We start from the raw sequence: 26435 nt of genomic DNA on the forward strand, positions 1-26435 counted from the left end.
ACCCGAAATCTGATTTATTCAACAAAGCCGTAAATATGGGGAAAGTCCAGCTAAAAATAGAATAAAATGGGCAATTTCTGGAATGATTTAAATATATTTATGTGGGTTATGATTGGCGTGAAATAATAAAAAGCGCACCGGAAAGGTGCGCCAGAAAATAATGTTCAGGATTTTTTACGTGAGGCTTTTTTACCCCCGCTAGCTGCGCGTTCAGCTTTGATTTTTTCCAGCAACGCGGCGGCGCTGTTTTCTCCGCTGATCAAATCCGGGTTTTCGGCCCGCCACTGGGCGGTAAGTTCACCACGGAACGCTTTTGCCAGGATGGATTGCGTCAGGTTGTTGACGCGGGCTAAGGCGTTGTTGACCTGTTTTTCTATGGTGTCGGCGTAGGCGAAGAGTTGCTCGACGCGGCGAACGATTTCGGCTTGTTCTTTTACTGGAGGTAATAAAACAACTTGGGATTTGATATCTTTTCCTGAAATACCTTTTTGACCAGAAGTTGTTTTCACGCAGTTCATCATTGCATTTCGTGCTGAGGGGGATGAAAAAAATATTTCGATATATTCTGGTAAAGCATCTTTGGTTAATCGAGCTCGAATAAGTTTATCAGGATATAGCAAATTTTGATGTTGTAATTTTTTCAATAACCCACAAACACCAACAAATTCTAAACTTCCGTTATAGCGAGTAAATAAAAGATCTCCATCTTGTAATTTGTGGCGGTTTAGTTCACTTTCTGAACATTCTAGAAACCGAATATCGTTTTGATCTACATGGCCAGCACGTACAGAACTAATGCGTAGTATTGGATGACCAACACCACTTTCATTTGGCTTTGATGAAAGACCATTACGTAATTCAGTTAAGATAGATTCAAAATTTAACTTCTTAAATACAGAATGTTGCGGCTCAAAATTACGCCATTTTTCTGTCAATTTTCCATTAACTGCGCCCCCCAATACCGCTTGACGAAAACGTTTCAGGATTTGTGGGATTTGCTCAAAACGTGCTTTGGTGCTGTCTACCTGCGCCAGCAGCGTATCGAGTTTTTCAGCGATGATTTTTTGTTCGGCAAGTGGTGGGATTGGTATATTTATCAAATCAAAGCTTGCCGGCTTAATATTATTAATATTTGCACCAGCAGAAAGTGATGAAATTTTGTTTCGATAAAGAGAAGATTTTGTGAAATGAGCAATAAAACCAGAAAATATAAGTTTTTCAGGACGTAATACACCGCAAAATGCGCCGAAACTACATTCAAATGGTAGATGCTGATGTGCGGATTTACCAACTACGGATTTGCTCCCTGATGACATTGCAATAACAATATCTTCAGGAGATATTTTTTGATTTTCTTTAACAAGATTTTTAGGAACAAAAACCAAGTCCGTAGTATCAAACTTGCCATTCTGAATATTGTTCGCACGGATAAGAGGCAAATAATCATCTTTTAGATAATTTATTGCCTGCTCTTTTTTATACGTTACTCCTCGGATTAGAGTTGTGACCGTAGATACTGGGGCGATAACCCACCCCTCCGGCAATTTCCCCGCACTCATTCCTTCACCCCACCAAACGCTTCTTCCAGCAACTGACGCTGCAAATCGGCCTCATCGCTCGCCCCCAGTTCACGCATCAGCGCATCCAGTTCAGACAGCGCCTGTACCAGTTCGCCCATCGCTTCTGCCGCTAATACATCCGGCTCCGGCAGGCTGTCGGCATCAATACTGTCTTTATCTTTCAGCCAGGAGATATCCAGCGAATCGGATTTTGCGGTGCGGATCCACTCACGGCTGAACTTGCGCCAGCGGCTGGTAGCAAGATGCTGGTCGGTGTTTTTGTTCTCTTCGCTGTCGGCAACTTCCGTCTCTTCGGCGTTAAAACTCCATTCACCTTCAGTGCGCGGGCTTAAACCGTGCGGGTCTTCGCCATACACGCGCTCAAACGGCTGCAAATGCTCGTCGGTAAACGGTGTGCGCTTGCCGAAACTCGGCATATTGGTACGCAGGTCATACACCCACACGTCGTCGGTGCAGTTCTTATCCTGATGCGGGTTCGCCACTGTGCCTTTGGTAAAGAACAGCACGTTGGTCTTCACGCCCTGCGCGTAAAAAATACCGGTCGGCAGACGCAGAATGGTGTGCAGATGACACTTATCCATCAGGTCACGACGGATGTCGGTGCCTTTGCCGCCTTCAAACAACACGTTATCTGGCACCACCACCGCCGCACGACCGCCGGGATGCAGCGTTTCGATAATATGCTGCATAAAGCACAGCTGTTTGTTGCTGGTCGGGTGAACAAAGGTGCGGGTAATGTTGGTGCCTGCGGCGCTGCCAAACGGCGGGTTAGTGGCGACAATATGCGCCTTCGGCAGGTTTTCACCGTCGCTGCCCAGGGTGTTGCCCAGACGGATTGCGCCGCCGTGGTCGAGGTTGCCTTCAATATCGTGCAGCAGGCAGTTCATCAGTGCCAGACGACGGGTGCCGGGCACCAGTTCGAGGCCGATAAACGCGCGGTGGATCTGGAAATCCTGCGTGTCGCCATCAAGGTCGTCCAGATCATTGGTTTGCGACTTAACATAGCGGTCGGCTTCAATCAAAAAGCCCGCCGTACCTGCCGCCGGGTCCTGCACCACTTCACGCGGCTGCGGTTTCAGCAGATGAATAATGGTTTTAATCAGCGGACGCGGGGTGAAGTACTGGCCTGCACCAGACTTGGTTTCATTCGCGTTCTTCTGCAACAGCCCTTCGTACATATCGCCGAAGTCATCGCGCGACTTACCGTGCGCGCCGTTGTACCAGTCCAGCGAATCCATATTGCTGACCAGTGCGGTTATTTGTTTCGGCTCGGTGATGGTGGTACTAACATTATGAAAAACTGCCTGTACCAGCTTTTTGTCATCTTCGCCTAAATGCACGAGCATTTTTCGGTAGAACTGCAACTGCTCCTGGCCGATGCGGGATTTCAGGTCATCCCAGCGGTAACCTTCCGGCAGGTATTCCGCTTCCTGACCGGTCTCTTTACACATTTTCAAAAACAGCAGCGAGGCGAGTTCATTGACGTAGTTTTGATAGGAAACGCCGCCATCGCGCAGGTTGTCGCACAGCTTCCACAGCTTCGCGACCAGATCGTTATTGTTCATTGTGAGTTCCGTAAATTAAGCAGCGGCCCAAATTCATCGAGCCGCAGAAGAAGAAATTGCCGAGGGTAATATACACAAAATCATTCAGGTTGCATCAAGGCGGCAAGTGAGTGAATCCCCGGGAGCGTACAGAAGTACGTGACCGGGGTGAACGAGCGCAGCCAACGCAGAGGCAGCCTGAAGGATGAAGTGTATACGTGTCAGGCCAGCTCGTCCCAGATATAATCGCTGAATTTGCCCAGCAGGGTATCGAGATTATCGTCAAAGGTTCTTTGCAGCATCGCCTTCCCGCCGCGACGGTGGAAGTTGCCGGTTTTGAAGACATCGTCGTCGAGCACCACTTTCTCTTTCAGCGCCTGCGCTAAACGATCGAGCCAGCTTAATTGCTCGCTGCTCCAGTCGTTTTCGCCCTTAATGCGCGTCAGCGCGTGATCGACACGTTCCTCAAACGGTTTCAGCGCATCGCCCACCGCAGCGCGGCGAATATGACCAATCAGCCGGGCGGCGATATCTTCATTGCGCGTCTCTTTCCATGCTTTGCGCAGGGAAGATTCCTCAAAGTGCTGGCGGTCAAACCACTCCTGTAGCTCGACCAGCCCTTTACGGGTGAGATCGCGCGGGCGATTAATAACTGCCTGCAATGCCGGTTGCGCGTTCGGGGAACGTTGCACCAGCGAGTCAAAGGCTTCGAGGAAATCCTGCGGCGTGTCGTAATCACCGTACAGCGATTTTACACTCACCACTTCATCGTCGATATCGAGGAAGATCGGCGCATCATTCAGGTTGTTGATGTCCGTTTTCAGCTTTTCCAGACGGGCGATAAAGCCAGGCAGTTTGTTAAAGACTTCGGCGCTCCAGTGCGGCCCTTTTTCCCGCAGGCGCGAGGCGAAGCCGTTAAAGCCCACCCCCGCCGCGTCCTGGCATAGCTCATCCAGACGACGCACCTGTTTATCTATCGTTTCGCTGCGGTCACGGTTAAACGTGGCCAGGCCGATGATGCGCTGGAGCTTCGCCACCAGTTGTTCATGGCTGTGCTCGGCAAAACTGCGGCCATCCGCTTCGGTGATTTTATAGGTTTCTGAATCGGTAATTTCGTTGACCAGCGTTTGCAGCTCCACCTTAGGACGCACCACCACCGGACGCATGGTGTCGACGCTCTCCAGCGTGCTGTATATATCGACGCAGTCGAAAATCTTAAAGCTGGTTTTATTCACGTCCGGGCACAAGCGCGTGGCGCGGCCTTTCATCTGCTCGTACAGAATACGGCTGCGTACTTTACGCAGGAACACGATGTTACAGATCGACGGAATATCGACGCCGGTCGTCAGCAGGTCGACGGTTACCACAATATTGGGCAGCCGCTCTTTATTGAAGCGGGTGATCATGGTCTGCACTTTGCGCGCGTCTTTATCGGCATCACCGGTGATCTTGATTATCGCGTCGTGCTCCAGTTGCGGATACTTTTTCTTGAACGCGGTACGCAACTCTTCCACCACCATATCGGCATGGGCATTGGTGACGCAGAAGACCAGCGTTTTTTGCGACCCGGTCGGGTCAAGGTAGTTGGTGAGTTCGTTACAGACGGCGCGGTTAAACGCCGGGATCACCAGGCCACGGTTAAAGTCGGCGACCTCAAAATCCTGATCGTCTTCCAGGGTGTCGTTGATTACTTCCCCCTGCGGGCTGATGCGCTCTACCTGTTCGCCTTTGGAGAGATAAACACCCTCCTGTGCGTTGCGGGTGGTGATCTGAATTGGTGGATCCTGGTCGATCAGAAAACCGTCGATAACCGCGGTACGGTAGGTATAACGGTAAACCGGCTCGCCGAAAATCTGCACCGTATGCAACGCCGGGGTGGCGGTGAGGGCGATTTTTATCGCATCGAAGTGATCGAGAATGCGACGGTAGGCAGAGACATAATCCAGCTGGCTGCGGAACTGTAGTTCGCCTTCGGTCTGCTCTTTATCGAGAATATAGCCGCGATGCGCTTCATCGACGACGATACAGTCGTAACGGGCCACCGGCATCGGTTCATCTGATTGCAGGGTGCGTTTCACCAGCGACTGTACGGTGGCAACGTGAATTTTGGTGCTGTCTTCCGGGAATTTATCCGTCAGCCCTTTAATGTCGAAAATGCTGTTGAAGGTGTCGCCGTTAATACGCGTATCTTCAAACGCCCCCAGCGCCTGCTCGCCAAGAGAACGGCGATCCACAAGGAAGAGAATGCGTTTAAAACGCTGGGACTGGATCAGGCGGAACATCATGGCAATTGCGGTGCGGGTTTTACCGGTACCGGTCGCCATCGCCAGCAGGATCTCTTGTTGACCCTTGACGATTGCCTTTTCCACCGCGCGGACGGCATCTTCCTGATAATAACGCAGGCCCAGCTCGCTCATGCCGGGATTATCGGCAAACCACTGATTCTGTTTTTGCGGTTCGCTGCCGAGCATTTCCAGCAGCTCTTCCGGGCGATGCCACTCGGGTAAGGCTTTCGACATATTGCGGGTATCACGCACGTCGCGATACCAGATGCCACTTTTAGTCTTCATTGCTGCGCGGTATTCGCGCCCGTTGGTGGAGTAGCAGAAGGGGATTTTAAACCGTTGTTGGCCGCTGGAGTCCTGCCAGCTAGTTTCATACTCCGGCACCGCTTCATGCACTTCATCCGGTGAGTAGTGCTCAAGCAAGGTTTCCCGCAGGAAGCCATTATCGAAGCATTTACTGTAGCGATACGACTCATTGAGCTTGCCGGGAACGTCGATATTTTTACGTTTCGCCTCTACCACCGCGATGGGTTTGAGGCCGACAAACAGCACATAATCCGCAAAGCCCTGTTTACCCGTTTCATCTTTCCCGGTCGGCCATTCGGCAATGGCTTTATTGACGCCGGGTTCCGGGCGCGCGCCTTTGGAGAAGCGCAGGGTTTTGCTATCGGCCTGCCAGCCTGCTTTACGCAGTTGCGCATCAATCAGGAAGCGGCTCTCTTCTTCGCTAAGGTTGAGTGTGCGCTTGATGGCCTGATCGGTAATTTCTTTGTGGTAAGCCTTACGTTCCTGTTCAGTCTGTTTGGCCAGTTCCGCGTTCTTCTCGGCGAGCTGTGCTTCCAGCGCCGCAAGGCGAGCCTGGGTTTGCGCTTCTGTTTCCTGCTGTTTGCCTTCCAGAATAGCGATATAGCCGTTCAGGGCAACCAGCTTCTGCTGTTGCGCTTCGACTTCTGCCTGAGTCTGCGCTTTTTCTCGCACCTGCTGTTCAAGCTGTTGTTTTAGCGTCAGCACTTCCTGGTGATAGAGGTTCTCGCCACGTTCTGGTAACACAAACACCGGCACCGGGAAGTCATAATCTTTAGTGACCAGACGGTAGTACCAGACAGCCAGGCGGAACCCGAGTCGCAGGCACATCTGGGCATCGTCGAGATCGTTGTGATATTCGTGCACCGCCTGGTTACCAATGCGGCGTAATTTGTGAAATACAGAGAGAATGTTGTCATCAACGAAGGCGATTTTGCCGAGTTCGCGCAGGAGATCGTGTTGATTCTCACAAGGGGGGATGTTGAGTAACAGACCAAGATGTTTCGCTGTGGCTTCGCCAAACATACGCATTTTAATTAGCGTCGTGTTGGGATCATCCGGGTAGTTATTTTCCGCCGCACAGGCGATGGCATAAGTGAAGTCGTTGACGCCCTTCAGGAATTCGAAGTTGGATTTATTCATCATTGTTATTAATCCATTGCTGTGTGGGCCTGTCCAAATATTTAAGGCCCATAACGTCTTATCTTAGCTTTCTGTACCTTTCCGGACAATGACCGGAGTCACAGCAACTGACTCATTTCTAACGTGTTCGTCTATTTTGGTAGTGTTATAGTAGCCGAAAAACATCTACCTGATTCTGCAAGGATGTACTATGACGGTTCCTACCTATGACAAATTTATTGAACCTGTTCTGCGTTATCTGGCGACAAAACCGGAAGGTGCAGCCGCGCGTGATGTTCATGAGGCTGCCGCGGATGCATTAGGACTGGATGACAGCCAGCGAGCGAAAGTCATTACCAGCGGACAACTTGTTTATAAAAATCGTGCAGGCTGGGCACATGACCGTTTAAAACGTGCCGGGTTGTCGCAAAGTTTGTCGCGTGGCAAATGGTGCCTGACTCCTGCGGGTTTTGACTGGGTTGCGTCTCATCCCCAGCCAATGACGGAGCAGGAGACGAACCATCTGGCCTTCGATTTTGTGAATGTCAAACTTAAGTCACGGCCGGATGCCGTCGATTTAGATCCGAAAGCCGACTCTCCCGATCATGAAGAACTAGCAAAGAGCAGCCCGGACGATCGGTTAGATCAGGCGCTAAAAGAGCTTCGTGATGCGGTGGCTGATGAGGTTCTGGAAAACTTATTGCAGGTTTCTCCTTCGCGCTTTGAAGTCATTGTTCTGGATGTTTTGCATCGCCTGGGGTATGGCGGCCACCGTGATGATTTGCAGCGTGTTGGCGGTACTGGAGATGGTGGCATCGATGGTGTGATATCGCTTGATAAACTTGGCCTGGAGAAAGTTTATGTTCAGGCAAAACGTTGGCAGAACACTGTAGGCAGGCCAGAATTACAGGCATTTTACGGCGCACTGGCTGGGCAAAAGGCGAAACGTGGGGTGTTTATTACCACTTCTGGATTTACGTCTCAGGCGCGTGACTTTGCTCAATCCGTCGAGGGTATGGTGTTGGTTGATGGGGAACGCCTGGTGCACTTAATGATCGAAAACGAAGTAGGGGTTTCTTCACGTTTGTTGAAGGTGCCGAAACTGGATATGGACTATTTTGAGTGAAATATCAGGCCGGATGCGGCTGCGCCTTATCCGGCCCATAACCCCTTACTTCCTCAACCCCGCAAACGCCGCCCGAATCTCATCCTCCGGCAACTGAATCCCGATAAACACCATCGTGCTATGCGGTTTTTCATCGCCCCACGGTCTGTCCCAGTCGGCGCTGTAGAGGCGCTGGACGCCCTGGAACAGCAGGCGGTTAGCTTCGCCGTCAATCCACAGCATCCCTTTGTAACGCAGCAGTTTATCCGCCGATTCCAGCAGCAGGTTTTCCATCACGCGGGAAACTTCGCTGATATCTACCGGGTAATCCAGTTCCACCACAATCGACGAAATATCGTTTTGTTTATCCGCGATAAAGTGGAAACGCGGTTTGGTGCTGACGACGTTCTCTTCCAGCATAAAACCGTTGGTGTTGAACAGCAGGCCCAGGTCGATGTCGCCGTGGGTAACGGTGTAGACCGGTGCACGGGCGTTGATGCGCGCCAGGCGTTCGCGCAGTTTTTCTGCTTCGCCTGCGACGTCGGTTTTAGTCAGCAGAATACGGTCGGCGTAGCCAACCTGTGACTGGGCGATGGTGAACTGGTTCATCTGCTCATCGGCATGTACCGCATCCACCAGCGCAATCACGCCGTCCAGCAGGTAACGCTGGCATAAAATCTCATGGGAGAAAAAGGTCTGAATAATCGGGCCGGGATCGGCCATGCCGGTGCATTCAATGACCAGACGGTCGAACTGAATATTGCCCTTGTCGAGATTATCCAGCAGGTCGAGTAGCGCGTCCTCCAGCTCGTTGGAGCGCGAACAGCAGATGCAGCCGTTGGTCAGCGTTTTGATCTGCGTGGCGCGGTCACCAATCAGTTGATCATCAACGGAGACTTCGCCGAATTCGTTTTCAATCACGGCAATCTTGTAGCCGTGTTGTTCGTTAAGAATATGGCGCAGCAGGGTGGTTTTGCCCGCGCCTAAAAAACCGGTGAGTAGGGTAACTGCAATCGGGTTCATGCTCTCTCCATTAACAACAGCGCATACCGCCTTTACCATCGCCGCCGTAGCGCGCGTTCTGGCGTTCGCGGAAGAATTCTTCATAGCTCATGTACGGCTTGTCGGGATGGTTGGTCTTCATATGCTCGACGTAGTTGTCGTAGTCTGGAATGCCAATCAACATCTTCGCCGCCTGGCCGAGATATTTTTTTGCCTGTCCTAAGTTACCAAACATAGTTCACTCTGATAAGAACAAAGCCCCGCCGAAGCGGGGCTAAACACGGTTAGTGGTGCGAAGAGATCTTCACGCCGCCTTCCGGGATTGGAACGTACGGTGTTTCTTTGTCAGTACGTTTGTCGCTGTTACGCACCTTCAGCCAGGTTTTGAAACCGTAGAAGATGATGCTGTACACCACAATCAGGAACAGAATACTCAGGCCCGCGTTGGTGTAGTTGTTCACAACAATGTGGTTCATGTTGGCAATCTGCTGCGCCGTCAGGTCAGTACCGTTAGCAATCTTCTCTTTGTACTGGCTTGCCATGTAGAAGAAGCCTTCCATCTGTGGGTTGGTGCTGAACAGTTTCAGACCCAGTGCCCAGGTGGTGCAGATAAGCAGCCATACAGCCGGAACAACGGTAACCCAGATGTATTGGGTGCGCTTCATCTTAATCAGCACAACGGTGCCCAGTACCAGCGCCACGGCTGCCAGCATCTGGTTGGAGATACCGAACAGCGGCCACAGGCTCTTAACGCCGCCCAGCGGATCGACCACGCCCTGATACAGCAGGTAGCCCCACAGACCCACACAGCCCGCAGTACCGATGATACCGGCAACCAGAGAGTCGGTTTTTTTCAGGAACGGGATGAAGTTACCCAGCAGGTCTTGCAGCATAAAGCGGCCAGAACGGGTACCCGCATCCAGCGCGGTCAGGATGAACAGGGCTTCGAACAGAATACCGAAGTGATACCAGAAGCCCATGTCAGCCATCGGCAGCACTTTGTGGAACACATGAGCGATACCTACCGCCAGCGTCGGCGCACCACCTGCACGGTTCAGGACAGAAGGCTCACCAATGTCTTTCGCGGTTTGCAGGATCTGCTCTGGCGAAATCACGAAGCCCCAGGAGCTGACGGTTGCCGCCGCGTGTGCGGTAACGTCTTTCAGCTGCGCCATGATGATCGGCGCGTTCTCGCCACCCATTTCATGCAGGTTAGGCATGGTGATGCCAAGGCCAGCAGGCGGGGTATTCATCGCGAAGTAAAGACCCGGTTCGATGATGGACGCAGCAACCAGCGCCATAATCGCCACGAAGGACTCCATCAGCATTGCGCCGTAGCCAATGAAACGCGCGTCGGTTTCATTAGCCAGCAGTTTCGGCGTCGTACCGGAAGAGATCAGCGCGTGGAAGCCAGATACCGCACCACAGGCGATGGTGATGAACAGGAACGGGAACAGAGCGCCTTTCCACAGCGGGCCAGTACCGTCAATGTACTGGGTCATCGCAGGCATTTTCAGTTCCGGGTTCAGCACCACGATACCCAGCGCCAGGCCGACGATAACGCCGATTTTCAGGAAGGTTGCCAGATAGTCGCGCGGTGCGAGGATCAGCCACACCGGCAGCAGTGCGGAAACAAACGCATAGCCAATCAGCGCGAAGGTAATGGTGGTGTCTTTAAAGGTCAGTGCCGGACCCCAGTACGGATCGTGAGCAATCACGCCACCGAAGTAGATAGAGGCAACCAGCAGCACGATACCAATGACAGAGACTTCACCCACACGCCCCGGACGGATAAAGCGCATGTAGATACCCATAAACAGCGCAATCGGTACGGTTGAGCAAACGGTGAAAACACCCCACGGGCTTTCGGCCAGGGCTTTAACCACAATCAGCGCCAGGACGGCAAGGATGATGATCATGATTAAGAAACAGCCAAACAGCGCGATAGTCCCCGGTACTGGTCCCATCTCTTCTTTGATCATCTCACCGAGAGATGCGCCGTTACGGCGAGAGGAGATAAACAGCACCATAAAGTCCTGTACCGCACCGGCCAGTACTACCCCCGCCAGCAGCCACAGCGTGCCAGGTAGGTAGCCCATCTGCGCGGCGAGAACCGGACCAACCAGCGGACCAGCACCGGCGATAGCGGCGAAGTGGTGACCAAACAACACGTAACGGTTGGTCGGAACGTAGTTCAGACCGTCGTTGTTAATAACCGCAGGCGTCGCGCGCGTGGGGTCGAGTTTCATCACCTTCTGGGCGATGTACAAACTGTAGTAGCGATACGCCACCAGATACACCGACACAGAGGCGACCACGATCCACAGGGCGCTGACGTGCTCCCCCCGACGTAATGCAACTACCGCGAGGCAGAATGCACCGATGATTCCGAGAATCACCCAGGGTATGTGCTTGAATAGTTTTTTCGTATCCATAGTAAAACCTGGCATTTTACTCGTCGTCTTTTGGCTTACAGGTGCGGCAGCTGCGTTCGTTCACCTCTGACACTTACTGTTGTAAGCTCCCGGGGATTCACTCACTTGCTGCCTTCCTGCAAACCAAAATCCATAGAGTAATTTGTTAATCATAGGCCGAAGCCGTTCTAGGTTTGCGTTGCGTTTGAGGAGGTAAATTGACCGCTATCCTGCAGTGATGTTGCCAGAGATACGCGCGCGTAAAGTAAGGTAAATAACTGAGTGGTTATTTTAGGGATGTAAGCGGTCAGGAATGGCGGTGAGCGGTTGGGCAAGAATTATTCATCGGGTGGATATGTGATTGAGATCACAATAAAAATGCCCCTTCGACGAATGCGTGAAGGGGCTGGAGCTTAAATCGCAGCTTCCATTTCCAGCATCACCGGATGGAAACGGCGTTTAAAGTAGATAAGTCCGTGACCTTCTGCACTGAGGATGATGTTTTTAATCTCCACCAGATACACCAGATGTGTGCCAATTGCCTGCACATCGCGGATCTCACCTTCAAGACTGGCCAGCGAACCTTTTAGCACCGGCTGCGCCAGCGGACCTTTTTGCCAGCATGAGAGGCTAAAACGCTCTTCCATCGCCATGCCTGTCATGCCCGCGAAGTGGCGTGCCATCAGTTCCTGCTCATGGTTGAGGACGTTGACGCACAACTTGCCGTTGCCCTGAAAAACCGGGTTCATCGCACTGTTGGCGTTAATGCACACCATCAGCGACGGTGGTGTATCCGTGACCGAGCAGACAGCCGTTGCCGTAATCCCGCATTGTCCGGTGTCGCCCTCGGTGGTGATAATATTTACCGCTGCCGACAGGCTGGCCATCGCGTCACGAAAGCGCAGGCGTTGTTCATCTAATTGCATCTTAACCTCCTGCTGCGTTATTTCAGCAGCTTATCCAGCATGTTGATATCGTCGTTGTTGTGCAGGTGCGGCACAGTCCAGCCGTTCTGGTCGTATTCCGACAGGCAGCGATCAACCATCGCCATCATCTTGTCCATATTGCCGGAGCTTTGTGCCTGGCGCAGACACTGCAGGCGAATCTCATCCTGGCTACCGGAGTAGTTGATTTCATACAGTTCGTGGCGACCACCAAACTCGCTGCCAATGGCGTCCCACATCAGTTTGAGGATCTTGATGCGCTGGACGTGATCCATACCATTCGAACCGCGCACATACTTCGCCAGATACTGGTCGATCTGCGGATTGTTCAGGTCACGGGCACTGGAAGGGAGGTAGATCAGGCCACTGGTAACGTTGCGTTCGATAATGTTTTTGATCTTCGCGTAGGCCATTGGTGCCAGTACGCGATAGGTTTGCAGTGCGGCATGATCCGGTAAATAAGCCCCGTTGACCCACGGCGTCGCTTCAGAACACATCGAGTCACTCAATGCCCAGAAGGTGTTGCGCCACGCCACCACTTCACCGAGATCGGCCTGCACACCACGGAACTCCAGGGTGCCGGTACATTCGAGTGATTTTTTCAGCAGTGCCGTAATGAAGTCGAGTTTCACTGCCAGGCGCACACAGGCTTGCAGCGGATACATACGGGCAAAACCGCCTTCCATCGTCCAGCGACGGCAGCGATCAAAATCGCGGTAGATCAGCACGTTTTCCCATGGGATCAGCACGTTATCCATCACCAGAATCGCATCATTCTCATCGAAGCGGCTGGAGAGCGGGTAGTCATACGGTGAGCCGGTAGCACCCGCGACCATCTCATAAGAGGCGCGGGAGATTAATTTCACGCCATCAGCATCCATTGGCGCAACGAACATCAGCGCGAAGTCCGGGTTTTCGCCCATTACTTGTGCCGAGCCGAAGCCAACCATGTTGTAGTGAGTCAGCGCCGAGTTGGTGGCAACCACTTTCGCACCGCTAACGATAATCCCGGCGTCAGTCTCTTTTTCCAGCTTGATGTAAACGTCTTTCACTTTATCGGTCGGCAAATGACGATCGATCGGTGGGTTAACAATCGCGTGGTTAAAGTAGAGGCCAGTTTCCTGAATACGGGTATACCAGTTACGGGCGTTCTGCTCGAACTGACCGTAAAAGCCCGGATTCGCGCCCAGTGCGCAACCGAAAGCAGCTTTGTAGTCTGGGGTACGGCCCATCCAGCCATAGCTCAGGCGTGACCACTCAGCGATGGCGTCGCGTTGCTGGCGCAGGTCGTCGGCACTTTTCGCCACGCGGAAGAATTTATGGGTATAGCCGCCGCTGCCGGTGTCGGTGTTCCAACACAGAGAGTCCTGCATCTCCGGTTTGTGCAGCGCGTCGTACAGTTGGGCAACAGACGCTGCCGCATTACGAAATGCCGGATGAGTAGTGACGTCTTTCACTCGCTCGCCATAGATATAGATCTCGCGACCATCCTGCAGGCTTTTCAGATACTCTTCCCCGGTGAACGGACGTTGGGTACTGGCGCGGAAATCTTCTGGTTTCATGTCGACCTCTACAGTATTAATCGGAATACGATTGTTAATTTTGTGTGTTGTTTTTGTTATTCAATTGAAGCTTGCAGGGGCGATTACGGGAAGAGACTTTTGGGACAATGGCTGGTACTTTTCAGGTCGGGTACGGTTTTGTGATCGAGGTCGCTTTTAGCGATTTTTGACGTTACTAAATCCCCTTGCTCCAGGCGGAGAAAGGGGAATAGCAGGTGGTGCCTGGTTTCCCGTTAAGGCTAAGGGATTTTCACGTCACAGGTACTTTTTTGGCACGATAAGCACTGGGCGAGCAACCGACTAAGCGATAAAAAAAGCGCGCAAAATAAGCCGGATCCTTAAAACCGAGTTGCCAGGCAATATTGTTCACGGCGTTATCAGAAAACAGCAGCAGCCGCTTGGCTTCTCGCAGCTGCCTGTCGAAAATCAACCGTTTTGGCGGACGGTTGGCAAAGCGACGGCAGATGTCCGTGAGTCGTGATTCGGTGATATGCAGTTCGTTAGCGTAATCCGGTACTGTCCAGTGCTGATGAAAATGGCTTTCAATCAGCATATGAAAACGCTGGAACAGTTTTAATTCTCCGCGCATCCCGCTGGCGGCATGGTCGTCGAGTTTTGCGTTACGCAGCAGTAGGGTGAACACTGCCTGTGCCAGGAGCGTCAGGGTGTGTTCCCGTCCAGGCAGTTGTTCCACCGATTCCCGCTCTATCAGTTGCCAATAGTGTTCCAGCGCCGCCAGTTCGTCGGGTTTATCTGCCAGTGACAGGCAAATCCCCGGCAGGCCGAAGGTTTCCCGAGTGCCCGGATACAGAACTTCCAGCAGGGGCCAGATCAGATCTTCCCGTACCGTCAACACATGACCGTCGGCGTCAGACTCCGTAATAAACGCATGAGGTACTGACGGCGGCGTCAGGACAAACAGGGGCGCTTCCACCGAGTAGCGATGATCGTCAAGCTGTAGCTCAATCTGTCCGCTATTGAGGAAATGCATCTGAAAGTACTGTTCGTGGCGATGTGGCAGCATATGGCGGCCAAAAAATGCCGCCATGCGGGCGAACGACTGATAATGCACATCGTCCGTACCCAGGCTTTCATCGTACTCTTTGCTGATATCAATATTGGCAATCTGACGGTCACGCATCGTCGTTCCTTACGGGGTCGCTCGCGGACGGGAGGACTGCATTGGAATCGCCCAGATAATCCCCGCACCAATCACCAGCAGCGCGGCAACAAACCACAATCCACTGTTAAAGCTGCCGGTCAGATCTTTCAACCAGCCGATCATAAACGGACTTAATGCTGAACCAATGTTGCCAGTGGCGTTGATCACCGCAATACCGATCGCTCGTGCCCGCAGGCTGATGGACTGATCCGGTGTTGTCCAGAAAATCGCCATTGCGCTGAATGATCCGGTCGAAGCCATAATGATCCCCAGCATCTGGATCATGTTGTGATCAGTTGCCGAAGCCAGTAACCAACCAGCGGCAGCGAACAAATAAGGAAGGGCGGTGTGATGCCTTCGTTCCTGGCGGTGATCTGAGTGACGGCTCCAGTAAATCATCCCGAGAATGGTACAAATCTGCGGTACGGCGGCCAGCAGGCCGATGGTGATATTACTGCTGCCCTGATTAAAGCTTTGCAGGATCTGCGGTGTCCAGATGCTGATCGCACTAAGTGTGTTGGTCAGGCAGAAATACGCCAGGGTATACATCATCACCACCGGAGTGAAGATCTCCCGCCACATGCTGCGTTGTTGCATGGCGTGGTGGCTGATGGCTCCCTCTGGCTGAACCAGCGTCAGACGATCGTTATCCATCATCTCTTGCAGGCATTTTTTGTCTTCTTTCGTCAGCCACTTAGCTTTGTCCGGTGAGTCATCAAGCCAGAACCACACCATGATGCCGAGTAATACCGACGGGAAGCCTTCCAGCAAAAACAGCCACTGCCAGCCTTTTAATGCCATTACGCCATCCAGCGACAAAATGTAGCCGGAAACGATCGATCCCAACGCTGTCGTTACCGGCATTGCCACCATAAACAAGGCGTTGGCACGGGCGCGGAAATAGGCCGGAAACCAGAAGGTTAAATACAGCAGAATGCCAGGCAGAAAGCCGGCTTCGGTAATGCCAACCAGTATACGCAGTACGTACAAGCTGGTGGGGCCAGTGGCAAACATGGTGGCAGTAGAGGCGATGCCCCAAAGCACCATGATGGTGGCGATCCAGCGCCGCGCACCGACAATACTCAGCATAATGTTGCTGGGAATGCCGAAGATGACATAAGCGGCGTAGAACAGGGTGGTGGCGAGGCCAAACATGGTGGCGCTCAGACCGAGGTCGCGTCCCATCGTGAGTCCGGCAAAGCCGATGTTGATGCGATCAAGGAACGAGAAGATAAACAGCACGAACAGAAAGACGATCAGGCGGCGAAACAGCTTCTTAATAACCGCCTGTTGTCCGGCAGTCAGCGCTTTATGCTGATTCGCCGGATCGATACTCTCCGGTATGGCAGGTGAGGTGTCGCTCATTTTTCTTCCTCTAATGGGATTTTTGTAGGGTACGACAAGGTTTATGGCGGATGCGCACAAACGCCTTATCCGGTCCGCGATTTGGTACGGCTTTTTGCCGGATGCGGCGTAAACGCCTTATCCGGCCTACGGTTTGGTGCGAGTGTAGGCCGGATAAGCGCAGCGCATCCGGCATTAATACACGTCGGGCTTAATCGCTGTAGCCTGCGCACCAAACCGTGCTGCCAGCGCTTCGGCGGCGCGGGCGAGCAGGGTGGTGTCAACGCCGACGGCGACAAACAGCGCGCCCAGTTCCAGATAGCGTTTTGCCAGTTGCTCATTGGCGATCAGGATCCCCGGCGCTTTGCCCGCTTCGCGGATCTGCACGATCGCCTGCTCAATCGCGGCCTGTACTTCCGGGTGCTGAGGATTACCGGCATAACCCATATCGGCGCTCAGATCCGCCGGGCCGATAAACACGCCGTCGACCCCTTCCACGTCCAGAATCTGCGGTAAGTTCTTCATTGCCTCACGCGTTTCGATCTGCACCAGCACGCACATTTGATCGTTGGCTTTTTGCAGGTAATCAGGAATACGATTCCAGCGCGAGGCTCGGGCCAGCGCACTGCCCACACCGCGAATACCGGCGGGGGGATAACGGGTGGCGCGTACCGCTTCACGGGCTTCGTCAGCGTTTTGAACCATCGGCACCAGTAAGGTTTGTGTGCCGACATCCAGCAGTTGTTTGATTTGCACCGGATCGTTCCACGACGGACGTACCACCGGCTGGCTGGGGTAGGGCGCAATCGCCTGTAGCTGGGTGAGCACGGTTTGCACGTTATTCGGCGCGTGCTCACCGTCGATCAATAACCAGTCGAATCCTGCTCCGGCCAGTAACTCTGCGCTGTAGCTGCTACTTAGCCCCAGCCATAATCCGATCTGCGGGCGGCCTGCTTTCAGCGCCGCTTTAAAACTGTTTTCCATCGTTCTCTCCTTAAACAAAGCGGCAGCTAATGGAGCCCATGTTGCCGTAATCGACGTGGAAGGTATCGCCCTTACGCGCCGGAACCGGGCGGGTGAACGAACCGCCGAGAATGATTTGCCCGGCTTCCAGTTGTACGTCATACGGTGCGAGTTTGTTCGCCAGCCAGGCCACGCCGTTTGCCGGATGATTTAGCACACCAGCGGCGACGCCAGTTTCTTCAATCACGCCATTGCGATACATCAGGGCGGAGATCCAACGCAGATCCAGTTCGTCTGGTTTGATCGGACGACCGCCGAGGATCACTCCGGCGTTGGCGGCGTTATCAGAAATGGTGTCGAACACTTTGCGCGGGCGCTGGGTTTCCGGATCGATGTTGTGGCAGCGGGCGTCGATCAGCTCCAGCGCCGGGATCACGTAGTCCGTGGCGTTGTAGACGTCGAACAGCGTGCAGTTTGGCCCACGCAGCGGTTTTGCCAGCACAAAAGCCAGCTCCACTTCAATGCGCGGCACGATAAAGCGATCGGTCGGGATATCGCTGCCATCGTGGAAGAACATGTCGTCCAGCAATGCACCGTAATCTGGCTCGCTGATTTGTGAGCTGGCCTGCATCGCTTTCGAGGTCAGGCCGATTTTGTGGCCTTTCAGCGTGCGGCCTTCGGCGATTTTCAGTCGGACCCATTCGCGCTGTACGGCGTAGGCGTCTTCAATGGTGATCTCCGGGTAATCCAGCGAGATCGCGCGGATCTGTTCACGCTGTTTTTCTGCCTGATCCAGACGCTGGGCGATCAGGGTGTGGGTGTGTTTATCGAACATAGCGATATCCTGTGGCATTGCCGGATGCGGCTGCGCCTTATCATCCAGCCTGGAAGCTGGTGCAAATTTATTTAAACAACGCGTGTACGTTGTTCTGTTTGAAATTCAACGTCGGGTGCAGCTCTGCAATCTCAAATGAAAGCGCCAGGTAACGGCTCTCCATCAGTGAGGCGAAGTGCGTTTTAATCAGATCAAACAGCATTTCGCCTACTTCCTGACGGCTTTCCAGACTGCGCCCGCTGCCGATTTTTAGCGTCATATGCACAAAGGCGTAATCGTGCTTGCCATCAGCCATTTGCCAGGTATCGATCCAGTGTGCCCGGCTACGTATTCCCCCAAGCGGAAAAATCCCCGTCGCCGCCAGTGCGGTGTTAACACTGGCAAACAGCTCAGGTAAGCGGGCTTCTTGACGAATATTTTCAGTACATTCCACGATAAAGTGCGGCATGGTTTTTCCTTACGCGGGAAGCGGGAAAACAGCGTTAACCTGACCAGTGCCAGAGCTTGGGAACAGCTCGGTAATAAACTCCACCTTGCCGTCGTATTTATCCCAGCCGAGCATCCCCAGCAGCATCACCGTGTCGTGCATATTGCCTTCGCCGTAGCAGTAGTCGGCGTACTCCGGCAGCATATTGCAGAACTCTTTGAACTGGCCTTCGCGCCACAACTTCACCACGCGCTCGTCCATCTGGCGGTCGAACTCGCGGGTGTAGCTGTTCATCCCTTCTTCCGCACGCTGATCGTCAATAAAGCGGTGCGATAACGAACCGCTGGCAAGGACCGCCACGGTGCCGTCGTACTGTTCGATCGCTTTCAGAATCGCTTCGCCCAGCTTGCGGCTGTCGGCAAAATCATGAACGGTACAGAATGCGGAGATGGAGACCACTTTGAAGTGCTTGTCTTCATTCATGTAGCGCATCGGCACCAGCGTGCCGTATTCCAGTTTCAGGCTGGGAATATTGTGCGCTTTTGCCCGCACGCCGAGCTTTAAGGCTTCATCGGCAATAAGCTGCCCCAACTCCGGGTTGCCCTCGTAGTTGTAGGTCATGTCACGAATAAAATGCGGCAGCTCGTTACTGGTGTAGACGCCTTCAAAATGGTCTGCACAGTTGATGTGATAAGCACTGTTGACCAGCCAGTGGGTATCGAAAACGATAATGGTATCGACGCCCATTTCCCGGCAACGCTTGCTGATCTCTTTATGCCCGTCGATCGCGCCCTGGCGGCAACCGTGGTTTTTCCCTGGCAGTTCAGAGAGATACATCGACGGTACGTGCGTGATCTTGGCGGCTAACGCTAACTTACCCATATCAGACTCCCCATTTCGGAATTGGATGGTCGCCCATGGAAATGCAGACGTTCTTCATTTCCGCGAACACTTCGAAGCTGTACTCACCGCCTTCACGCCCGGTGCCGGAGGCTTTTACGCCGCCAAATGGCTGGCGCAGGTCACGCACGTTCTGGGTGTTGACGAACACCATGCCTGCTTCAATGCCACGCGCCAGGCGTAACACTTTGCTGACATCCTGTGTCCAGATGTATGACGCGAGGCCGTACTCCACGTCGTTTGCCAGGCGCAGACCTTCGGCTTCGTCTTTAAACGGCAGCAGGCAGGCGACCGGCCCGAAAATCTCTTCCTGGGCGACGCGCATACGGTTATCTACGTCTGCCAGCACCGTTGGGCGCAGGAAGTTGCCGCCTTTCAGATGTGCAGGCAGGTCAGACGGTTTATCCGGGCCGCCCGCCAGCAGGGTTGCGCCTTCTTCAATGCCGAGACGGATATAGCCAGAGACTTTTTCCCAGTGCTGCTGGCTGATAAGCGCCCCAACCTGGGTATTTGGATCGTTCGGATCGCCCACGCGCAGACGGTTGGCGCGTTCGGCAAAACGTTTTACGAATTCCGGGTAGATGCTTTGCTGAATAAAGATGCGCGAACCGGCGGTGCAGCGTTCGCCGTTGATCGAGAAGATGGTGAACAGGGCGGCGTCCAGCGCGCGTTCAATATCGGCATCTTCAAAAATCAGCACCGGCGATTTACCGCCCAGTTCCATGGAGTATTTTTTCAGCCCGGCGTTTTTCATGATGTTGCGCCCGGTGGCCGTACCGCCGGTGAACGACACGGCACGTACGTCATGATGACGAACCAGCGCATCGCCTGCGGTTGCGCCGTAGCCCTGTACCACGTTCAGCACGCCCGCCGGAATACCGGCTTCCAGCGCCAGCTCACCCAGGCGGTCGGCGGTCAGCGGGGAGAGTTCCGACATCTTCAGCACCGCGGTATTGCCCAGCGCCAGACACGGCGCGACCTTCCAGGTGGCGGTCATAAACGGCACGTTCCACGGCGATACCAGCGCACAAACGCCCACCGGCTGCACCAGCGTGTAGTTGAGCATCTTGTCATCAACCGGATAGGTTTTGCCGTTCATCTGCTGGCAGACTTCCGCGAAAAATTCAAAGTTGTGAGAAGCGCGTGGGATCAACACATTTTTGGTCTGATGGATCGGCAGGCCCGTGTCCGCGGTTTCCATCGCGGCGATCTCAGGCACGTTCTGGTCGATCAGATCGCCCAGACGGCGCATCAGGCGCGCACGCTCTTTCATCGGCAGATTGGCCCATTTCGGGAACGCCTCTTTCGCTGCCGCTACCGCCTGATTGATCTCCGCTTCACCGCCAGAGGCCACATCCGCCAGCACTTCACCCGTTGCCGGATTGGTGGTCTGGAAGTAGTCGTTACCTGCAACATTTTTGCCGTTGATCCAATGGTTTATTTTTTTCATTTCGCTGTATCCTCACTCACAATTCGGTTCACCAGGCGGCCCACGCCTTCTACTTCCACCACAACTTCATCGCCAGGCACCACGTCAGATAAGCCTTTTGGTGTGCCGGTGGCGATCATGTCGCCCGGATTCAGGGTCATAAATTCGCTTAAGTAGGCGATCAGGAAGGGCACGCTGAAGATCAGATCGGCGGTGGTGCCTTGCTGGCGCAGTTCGCCGTTGACGAAGGTGCGAAGGGTCAGATTATGCGGGTCCGGGATCGCCTCTTTCGGCACGATGGTTGAAAGCATCGGCGTCAGTCCGTCGCGGCTTTTTACCCGCAGGTTAGGGCGGTAGTAGTTTTCCAGATAGTCGCGAATGGCGTAGTCGTTACACACGGTGTAGCCCGCGACATAATCCATAGCATCGGCTTCGCTGACGTTACGCGCCTGCTTGCCAATCACCACCACCAGCTCCGCTTCGTAGTGCATATATTCAATATTGTTCGGGCGCACGGAGGTCTGGTTATCGCCAGTGAGGGTATTCGGCGCTTTCAGGAACACCAGCGGTTCTTCCGGTGGCTTAAATTCCAGTTCGCTGGCGTGGTCGGCGTAGTTCAGGCCGAGGGCAAACAGCGTGCCGTGCGGGTGTGGCTGCGTTGGGAAGCTCTTGCGCGTGGTCACTTCACGTTCGTCCACTACCGGATTTTCCAGCGGCGGGAAACCTTCTGCGAGAACACGCACGCGATCGCCTGGCTGTATTTCCACGCGCGCCTGTGGCGTGCCGAGCAGAATGGCATCGCCTGGATTCAGCGTGGCAAATTCGCTCAGAGCGCTCAGCAACTGCGCGGCGTTACGTTGTAAATCGGCGGTGTTCCAATGATCGGCAGGACGCCCGTTGATCTCGGTATAGATAGTCAGATTATCGACATTGCTGAGAGCCACGGTTTCGCCAATGGGGCAGAATCCATCACGACATTTTGCTTTGATTGCCGGGCGGTAAAAGCTCTCTTCCGGCAGGCTGACGTCGTTAGCCAGCGCATATCCGGCGATGTACTCTGCCGCATCTTCTTCACGTACTTTCGTCGCCGTTTTCCCCACAATCAGCGCAACAGTCGCACCGCTCAGTACTTTTTCACCCTGTGGAAAGGGAATCGGTTCACCGCAACCAATCACCGTATTGCGCGGTTTAATAAACCAGACCGCAGTTTTAGGCGGGGCTTTGTAGGGGGATTGCTGGAACGCTTCCTGCCATGCATCAAGTTGGCTGCGATGGTTCAACGCTACGGCGAAGATAGTGCCTTTCATTACCACTCCTCGGATTCGATCATCTTAATCATTAATATGTTAATGATTACTTTTATTCCCGATTGCGTAGTTTGGCAAAAGTAAGTGATGTAAATGTGATCTAATTAACAAACTATTTACATTTGCAGGTAATAAAATACTAAATATCAGTAAGTTAATAAAGTATGCTCAATTTTGATAAAATGAGGAATTGCGGGGATAGCTCAGTCCCGGTAACGTGATGATTAACTGTTTCTATATTAATGATTTTGAATTTTTCAGGGGAAAGATAATGCACGACTCACTAACCATTGCGTTGCTCCAGGCGCGAGAAGCGGCGATGAGTTATTTTCGCCCAATCGTTAAACGGCATAATTTGACTGAGCAACAGTGGCGCATCGTGCGTATTCTGGCGGAAAGCCCATCAATGGATTTTCACGATCTGGCGTATCGCGCCTGCATTTTGCGCCCAAGCCTGACCGGGATCCTCACGCGGATGGAACGCGACGGTTTAGTGTTGCGATTAAAGCCGATCAATGATCAGCGGAAGCTCTATATCTCGCTGACCAAAGAGGGGCAGGCGCTGTATAACCGCGCTCAGACACAGATTGAAGAGGCCTATCGGCAGATTGAAGCTCAGTTTACTGCCGAGAAAATGCAACAGTTAACCCATCTGTTAGAGGAATTTATTGCTCTGGGTAATTCCCGACAAGAAGACATCCCGGGCGATAATGAATAACTTTTTAATATCTGATAACCAGCGCCTGGTTTTTCCATGGATGGCGGGTTACACCTTTTCATAAAGTTTTTCCTTTCCAGGCCGAAAATCTTGCATCGGTCCACAGGAAAGAGAAACCATGTTAAAACGTATCAAAATTGTGACCAGCTTACTGCTGGTTTTGGCCGTTTTTGGCCTTTTACAACTGACATCAGGCGGTCTGTTCTTTAATGCCTTAAAGAATGACAAAGAAAATTTCACTGTTTTACAAACCATTCGCCAGCAGCAATCCACGCTGAATGGCAGCTGGGTCGCGTTGTTGCAGACGCGTAACACCCTCAACCGCGCGGGTATCCGCTACATGATGGATCAGAATAATATTGGTAGCGGTTCAACCGTTGCTGAGCTGATGCAGAGTGCCAGTATTTCGCTGAAACAGGCGGAAAAAAACTGGGCGGATTACGAAGCGTTGCCGCGTGACCCGCGTCAGAGCACCGCCGCAGCGGCAGAGATCAAACGTAATTACGATATTTATCACAATGCGCTGGCGGAGCTGATCCAACTGTTAGGTGCAGGCAAAATCAACGAGTTCTTTGATCAGCCAACCCAGGGATATCAGGACGGTTTCGAGAAGCAGTATGTGGCTTACATGGAACAAAACGATCGGCTCCATGATATCGCCGTCAGCGATAACAATGCCTCCTACAGCCAGGCGATGTGGATTCTGGTGGGCGTGATGATCGTCGTACTGGCGGTCATCTTCGCCGTCTGGTTCGGTATTAAAGCCTCGCTGGTAGCGCCAATGAATCGCCTGATTGACAGCATTCGTCATATTGCAGGCGGCGATCTGGTGAAACCGATTGAGGTGGATGGCTCTAATGAGATGGGGCAACTGGCAGAGAGTTTGCGCCATATGCAGGGAGAGCTGATGCGTACCGTCGGTGATGTGCGCAACGGGGCCAATGCCATCTATAGCGGTGCCAGCGAAATCGCTACCGGCAATAACGATCTCTCTTCGCGCACCGAGCAACAGGCTGCTTCGCTGGAAGAGACGGCAGCCAGCATGGAGCAACTGACCGCAACGGTGAAACAGAACGCCGAGAATGCGCGCCAGGCCAGCCACCTGGCGTTAAGTGCTTCTGAAACGGCGCAACGCGGCGGCAAAGTGGTAGATAACGTGGTGCAGACTATGCGTGATATCTCCACCAGTTCGCAGAAAATCGCCGATATTATCAGCGTAATTGACGGCATTGCCTTCCAGACCAATATTCTGGCTTTGAACGCGGCGGTTGAAGCAGCGCGTGCGGGTGAGCAAGGACGTGGTTTTGCGGTGGTTGCGGGAGAAGTGCGTAATCTGGCCCAGCGTAGCGCCCAGGCGGCTCGTGAAATTAAAAGCCTGATTGAAGACTCGGTGGGGAAAGTGGATGTTGGCTCTACGCTGGTCGAAAGCGCCGGGGAAACAATGGCGGAGATTGTCAGTGCTGTGACCCGCGTGACGGACATTATGGGCGAAATTGCTTCTGCTTCTGATGAGCAGAGCCGTGGTATCGATCAGGTTGGCTTAGCGGTTGCTGAGATGGACCGGGTAACTCAACAGAACGCCGCGCTGGTGGAAGAATCTGCCGCCGCCGCCGCCGCGCTGGAAGAGCAGGCCAGTCGCCTGACCGAAGCAGTGGCAGTGTTCCGGATTCAGCAACAGCAGCAACAGCAGCGTGAAACATCGGCTGTGGTAAAAAACGTGACGCCAGCTACGCCGCGTAAAATGGCAGTGGCAGATAGCGGGGAGAACTGGGAAACGTTTTAATCGCCATAAAAATGCCCGATAAGCAAAATGTTATCGGGCATAGGGAGTTTAATCTTTACGCGGGTCGTTGATCGGCTGACGAACCAGGAAGATGTACGCCAGTGCTCCCGCTGCGGTGACGCAACCGCAGATGATTAGTGCCAGACGGAATGAGTGGGTGGTATCAACAATAAAACCAGTAATGATCGGCGCAAAAGAGGCGCAGATGAAGCTGGCAAAGTTCTGGATACTGCCCACCGACGCCGTCATGCGAGAAGCAACTGCGACGTGGATCAAGCCCCAGCAGGATGTTCCGGCAAAGTGAATACAGAACAGTGCCATGCCAATCAGCAGAACCGCCGTCATGGATGTTGTCGCTTGCGGTACGACCAGCGTAAAGGCGGCAGAACAGAACATCCCGGCAATAATGCAGATCTTACGGCTTTTAATCGGAGCCATTCCCCCTTTGACCAGCCAGTCAGTAACGTAACCGTTGACCAGCATCCCGGCAGCCCCAAACAGGAAAGGGATAGCCGCCATCAACCCTGTGCTTTTTAAATCCAGGTTATAGGCTGTTTGCAGGTAACCAGGAAGCTAGGCCAGATACAGCCACGCAGTGTAGTTGATGCCACTGAATCCGAGCATCATTCCCCACATTGTGCGGTTACGGAACAGGCTGCGCCATTCGGCAAAACTGAGCGGATCTCGGCGGGCATTGACGCTACCTGCATTGAGATAAGCTTGTTCAACGGCAGTCAGTTCTACGTGCTCGCGGTTGCGATAGAGCATATACCAGCCAATGGCGAGAAAAATCCCCAGCACACCAATGGTAATAAACATCCCATGCCAGCCCATCACCAGCATCATCGCCGCCAGAATCGGTGGGCTTACGGCAACGCCAATGGTAGAAGCTGCGTTGAAGAAGCCCATCGGGCGTCCGCGCTCTTTGATGTTGAACCAGTCGTTAATGACTTTTACGCCACATGGGTTCATCGGCGCTTCACCAATCCCCATACCGATACGCACCAACACGAACTGCGTAAAGCTGTGCACCATGCCAGACATGGCCTGGAACAGTGACCAGAAGAACATCCCCAGTCCCAGCATCAGGCGTGGGCCTTTACGATCCAATAGTGGGCCGCAAGGAAGTTGCGCAATCCCGTAAGCGAGTGAAAACACGGAGAGCAAAGCGCCGATTTCGGTGGCACTTAATCCCAATTCTTCACGAATCGTTAAATTTGCTACCGACAGCGAACTGCGGTCGAGATAATTGATTACCGCCGCAAAAAATAATAACAACATGGCGGTGGTTTGAATGCGTTTAATTCGGGTACTGCGTTGAACTAATCCATCTGGTGGCACGGGAATATCTGCCGACGAAGATGGAGTAAATGAAGAACGCGGATCGAGGGTGATATTTTCTTTTTCCACGCCGGACTCCTGTATTTATAATTTTAATTGTTTACGTAATTGTGCATTACGCAAGGTTGACATTAACGGCAGGTTAAAGTTTTAGGACTTTACTACCGCTCACAAAAACATTTTTAGTCGACTGATTGTGAGCATAGGTAAGCGGGAATTTCCCGGTATTTATCTTTTGATAAAACCGTGCACCCGCTAAGGAAGGTGCGAATAAGCGGGGAAATTCTTCTCGGCTGACTCAGTCATTTCATTTCTTCATGTTTGAGCCGATTTTTTCTCCCGTAAATGCCTTGAATCAGCCTATT

Annotated in this window: 19 protein-coding genes and 1 pseudogene; 3 read left to right on the top strand and 17 right to left on the bottom strand. The window is 53.1% G+C overall.

What is annotated here, in order from left to right:
- Nucleotides 1–164 precede the first annotated feature (164 nt).
- The 3 genes from hsdS to hsdR all read right to left on the bottom strand — a co-directional run bounded on the left by hsdS (nt 165) and on the right by hsdR (nt 6858).
- A complete protein-coding gene (gene hsdS, locus G434_RS06450) occupies nt 165–1559 on the bottom strand; it encodes a type I restriction-modification system specificity subunit (RefSeq protein ID WP_001272445.1) in 1395 nt (464 codons plus the stop codon).
- On the bottom strand, nt 1556–3145 hold the full coding sequence (gene hsdM / locus G434_RS06445; protein WP_001063200.1) for a type I restriction-modification system methyltransferase: 1590 nt from the start codon (nt 3143–3145) through the stop codon (nt 1556–1558). Before hsdM ends, hsdS begins: the two co-directional genes overlap by 4 nt.
- A gap of 200 nt (nt 3146–3345) precedes the next feature.
- The gene (gene hsdR, locus G434_RS06440; RefSeq protein WP_000981385.1) at nt 3346–6858 is read right to left on the bottom strand and encodes a type I restriction-modification system endonuclease; all 3513 of its coding nucleotides are present in this window, start codon (nt 6856–6858) and stop codon (nt 3346–3348) included.
- A 187-nt stretch (nt 6859–7045) separates the two neighbouring features.
- Here hsdR and mrr point away from each other — a divergent pair, with 187 nt between their 5' ends.
- On the top strand, nt 7046–7960 hold the full coding sequence (gene mrr / locus G434_RS06435; RefSeq protein WP_000217934.1) for an adenine/cytosine-specific restriction endonuclease Mrr: 915 nt from the start codon (nt 7046–7048) through the stop codon (nt 7958–7960).
- Nucleotides 7961–8005: 45 nt separating this feature from the next.
- On the opposite strand, the gene yjiA is transcribed toward mrr, so the two are convergent.
- The 13 genes from yjiA to hpaG form a co-directional block, all read right to left on the bottom strand.
- Nucleotides 8006–8962, bottom strand: coding sequence for a GTPase (gene yjiA, locus G434_RS06430; RefSeq protein ID WP_001309196.1), 957 nt, complete (start codon nt 8960–8962; stop codon nt 8006–8008).
- Nucleotides 8963–8972: 10 nt separating this feature from the next.
- Entirely contained in the window at nt 8973–9176 is a 204-nt protein-coding gene (locus G434_RS06425) for a YbdD/YjiX family protein (RefSeq protein ID WP_000467859.1), read from the bottom strand.
- Between the two features lie 49 nt (nt 9177–9225).
- Nucleotides 9226–11376, bottom strand: coding sequence for a pyruvate/proton symporter BtsT (btsT, locus tag G434_RS06420; RefSeq protein ID WP_001309197.1), 2151 nt, complete (start codon nt 11374–11376; stop codon nt 9226–9228).
- A gap of 392 nt (nt 11377–11768) precedes the next feature.
- Nucleotides 11769–12281 carry a 4-hydroxyphenylacetate 3-monooxygenase reductase subunit gene (locus tag G434_RS06415; RefSeq protein ID WP_001175460.1) on the bottom strand — a complete coding sequence of 171 codons (513 nt, stop codon included), beginning with the start codon at nt 12279–12281 and terminating at the stop codon, nt 11769–11771.
- 17 nt (nt 12282–12298) lie between these two features.
- Nucleotides 12299–13861, bottom strand: a complete 1563-nt coding sequence (gene hpaB, locus G434_RS06410) for a 4-hydroxyphenylacetate 3-monooxygenase, oxygenase component (protein ID WP_000801481.1) — start codon at nt 13859–13861, stop codon at nt 12299–12301.
- Between the two features lie 250 nt (nt 13862–14111).
- A complete protein-coding gene (gene hpaA / locus G434_RS06405; protein WP_001205639.1) occupies nt 14112–15002 on the bottom strand; it encodes a 4-hydroxyphenylacetate catabolism regulatory protein HpaA in 891 nt (296 codons plus the stop codon).
- Between the two features lie 9 nt (nt 15003–15011).
- On the bottom strand, nt 15012–16388 hold the full coding sequence (gene hpaX / locus G434_RS06400) for a 4-hydroxyphenylacetate permease (RefSeq protein ID WP_001285761.1): 1377 nt from the start codon (nt 16386–16388) through the stop codon (nt 15012–15014).
- Between the two features lie 174 nt (nt 16389–16562).
- Entirely contained in the window at nt 16563–17351 is a 789-nt protein-coding gene (hpaI, locus tag G434_RS06395; protein WP_000431702.1) for a 4-hydroxy-2-oxoheptanedioate aldolase, read from the bottom strand.
- Between the two features lie 10 nt (nt 17352–17361).
- Entirely contained in the window at nt 17362–18165 is an 804-nt protein-coding gene (hpaH, locus tag G434_RS06390) for a 2-oxo-hept-4-ene-1,7-dioate hydratase (protein ID WP_000459750.1), read from the bottom strand.
- Between the two features lie 67 nt (nt 18166–18232).
- Nucleotides 18233–18613: a 5-carboxymethyl-2-hydroxymuconate Delta-isomerase gene (locus tag G434_RS06385; RefSeq protein WP_001119872.1), complete on the bottom strand. Its 381-nt coding sequence runs from the start codon at nt 18611–18613 to the stop codon at nt 18233–18235.
- A gap of 9 nt (nt 18614–18622) precedes the next feature.
- Nucleotides 18623–19474: a 3,4-dihydroxyphenylacetate 2,3-dioxygenase gene (hpaD, locus tag G434_RS06380; protein WP_000516990.1), complete on the bottom strand. Its 852-nt coding sequence runs from the start codon at nt 19472–19474 to the stop codon at nt 18623–18625.
- A gap of 1 nt (nt 19475) precedes the next feature.
- Nucleotides 19476–20942: a 5-carboxymethyl-2-hydroxymuconate semialdehyde dehydrogenase gene (gene hpaE / locus G434_RS06375; RefSeq protein ID WP_000723530.1), complete on the bottom strand. Its 1467-nt coding sequence runs from the start codon at nt 20940–20942 to the stop codon at nt 19476–19478.
- Nucleotides 20939–22228 (bottom strand): 4-hydroxyphenylacetate degradation bifunctional isomerase/decarboxylase, encoded by a 1290-nt coding sequence (gene hpaG / locus G434_RS06370; RefSeq protein ID WP_000679091.1) that lies wholly within the window; start codon nt 22226–22228, stop codon nt 20939–20941. The genes hpaE and hpaG overlap by 4 nt, the downstream gene beginning before the upstream one ends.
- A gap of 271 nt (nt 22229–22499) precedes the next feature.
- Between hpaG and hpaR the strand changes: the two genes are divergently transcribed.
- Both hpaR and tsr read left to right on the top strand, forming a co-directional pair.
- Entirely contained in the window at nt 22500–22946 is a 447-nt protein-coding gene (gene hpaR / locus G434_RS06365) for a homoprotocatechuate degradation operon regulator HpaR (protein ID WP_000543916.1), read from the top strand.
- A gap of 118 nt (nt 22947–23064) precedes the next feature.
- Nucleotides 23065–24729 (top strand): methyl-accepting chemotaxis protein, encoded by a 1665-nt coding sequence (tsr, locus tag G434_RS06360; protein WP_000919543.1) that lies wholly within the window; start codon nt 23065–23067, stop codon nt 24727–24729.
- Between the two features lie 48 nt (nt 24730–24777).
- On the opposite strand, the pseudogene G434_RS29985 reads toward tsr, so the two are convergent.
- Nucleotides 24778–26139: pseudogene (locus G434_RS29985) on the bottom strand (MFS transporter).
- Nucleotides 26140–26435: the final 296 nt, after the last annotated feature.

It is taken from the genome of Escherichia sp. KTE172, assembly GCF_000408845.1.
GTDB lineage: Bacteria > Pseudomonadota > Gammaproteobacteria > Enterobacterales > Enterobacteriaceae > Escherichia > Escherichia coli.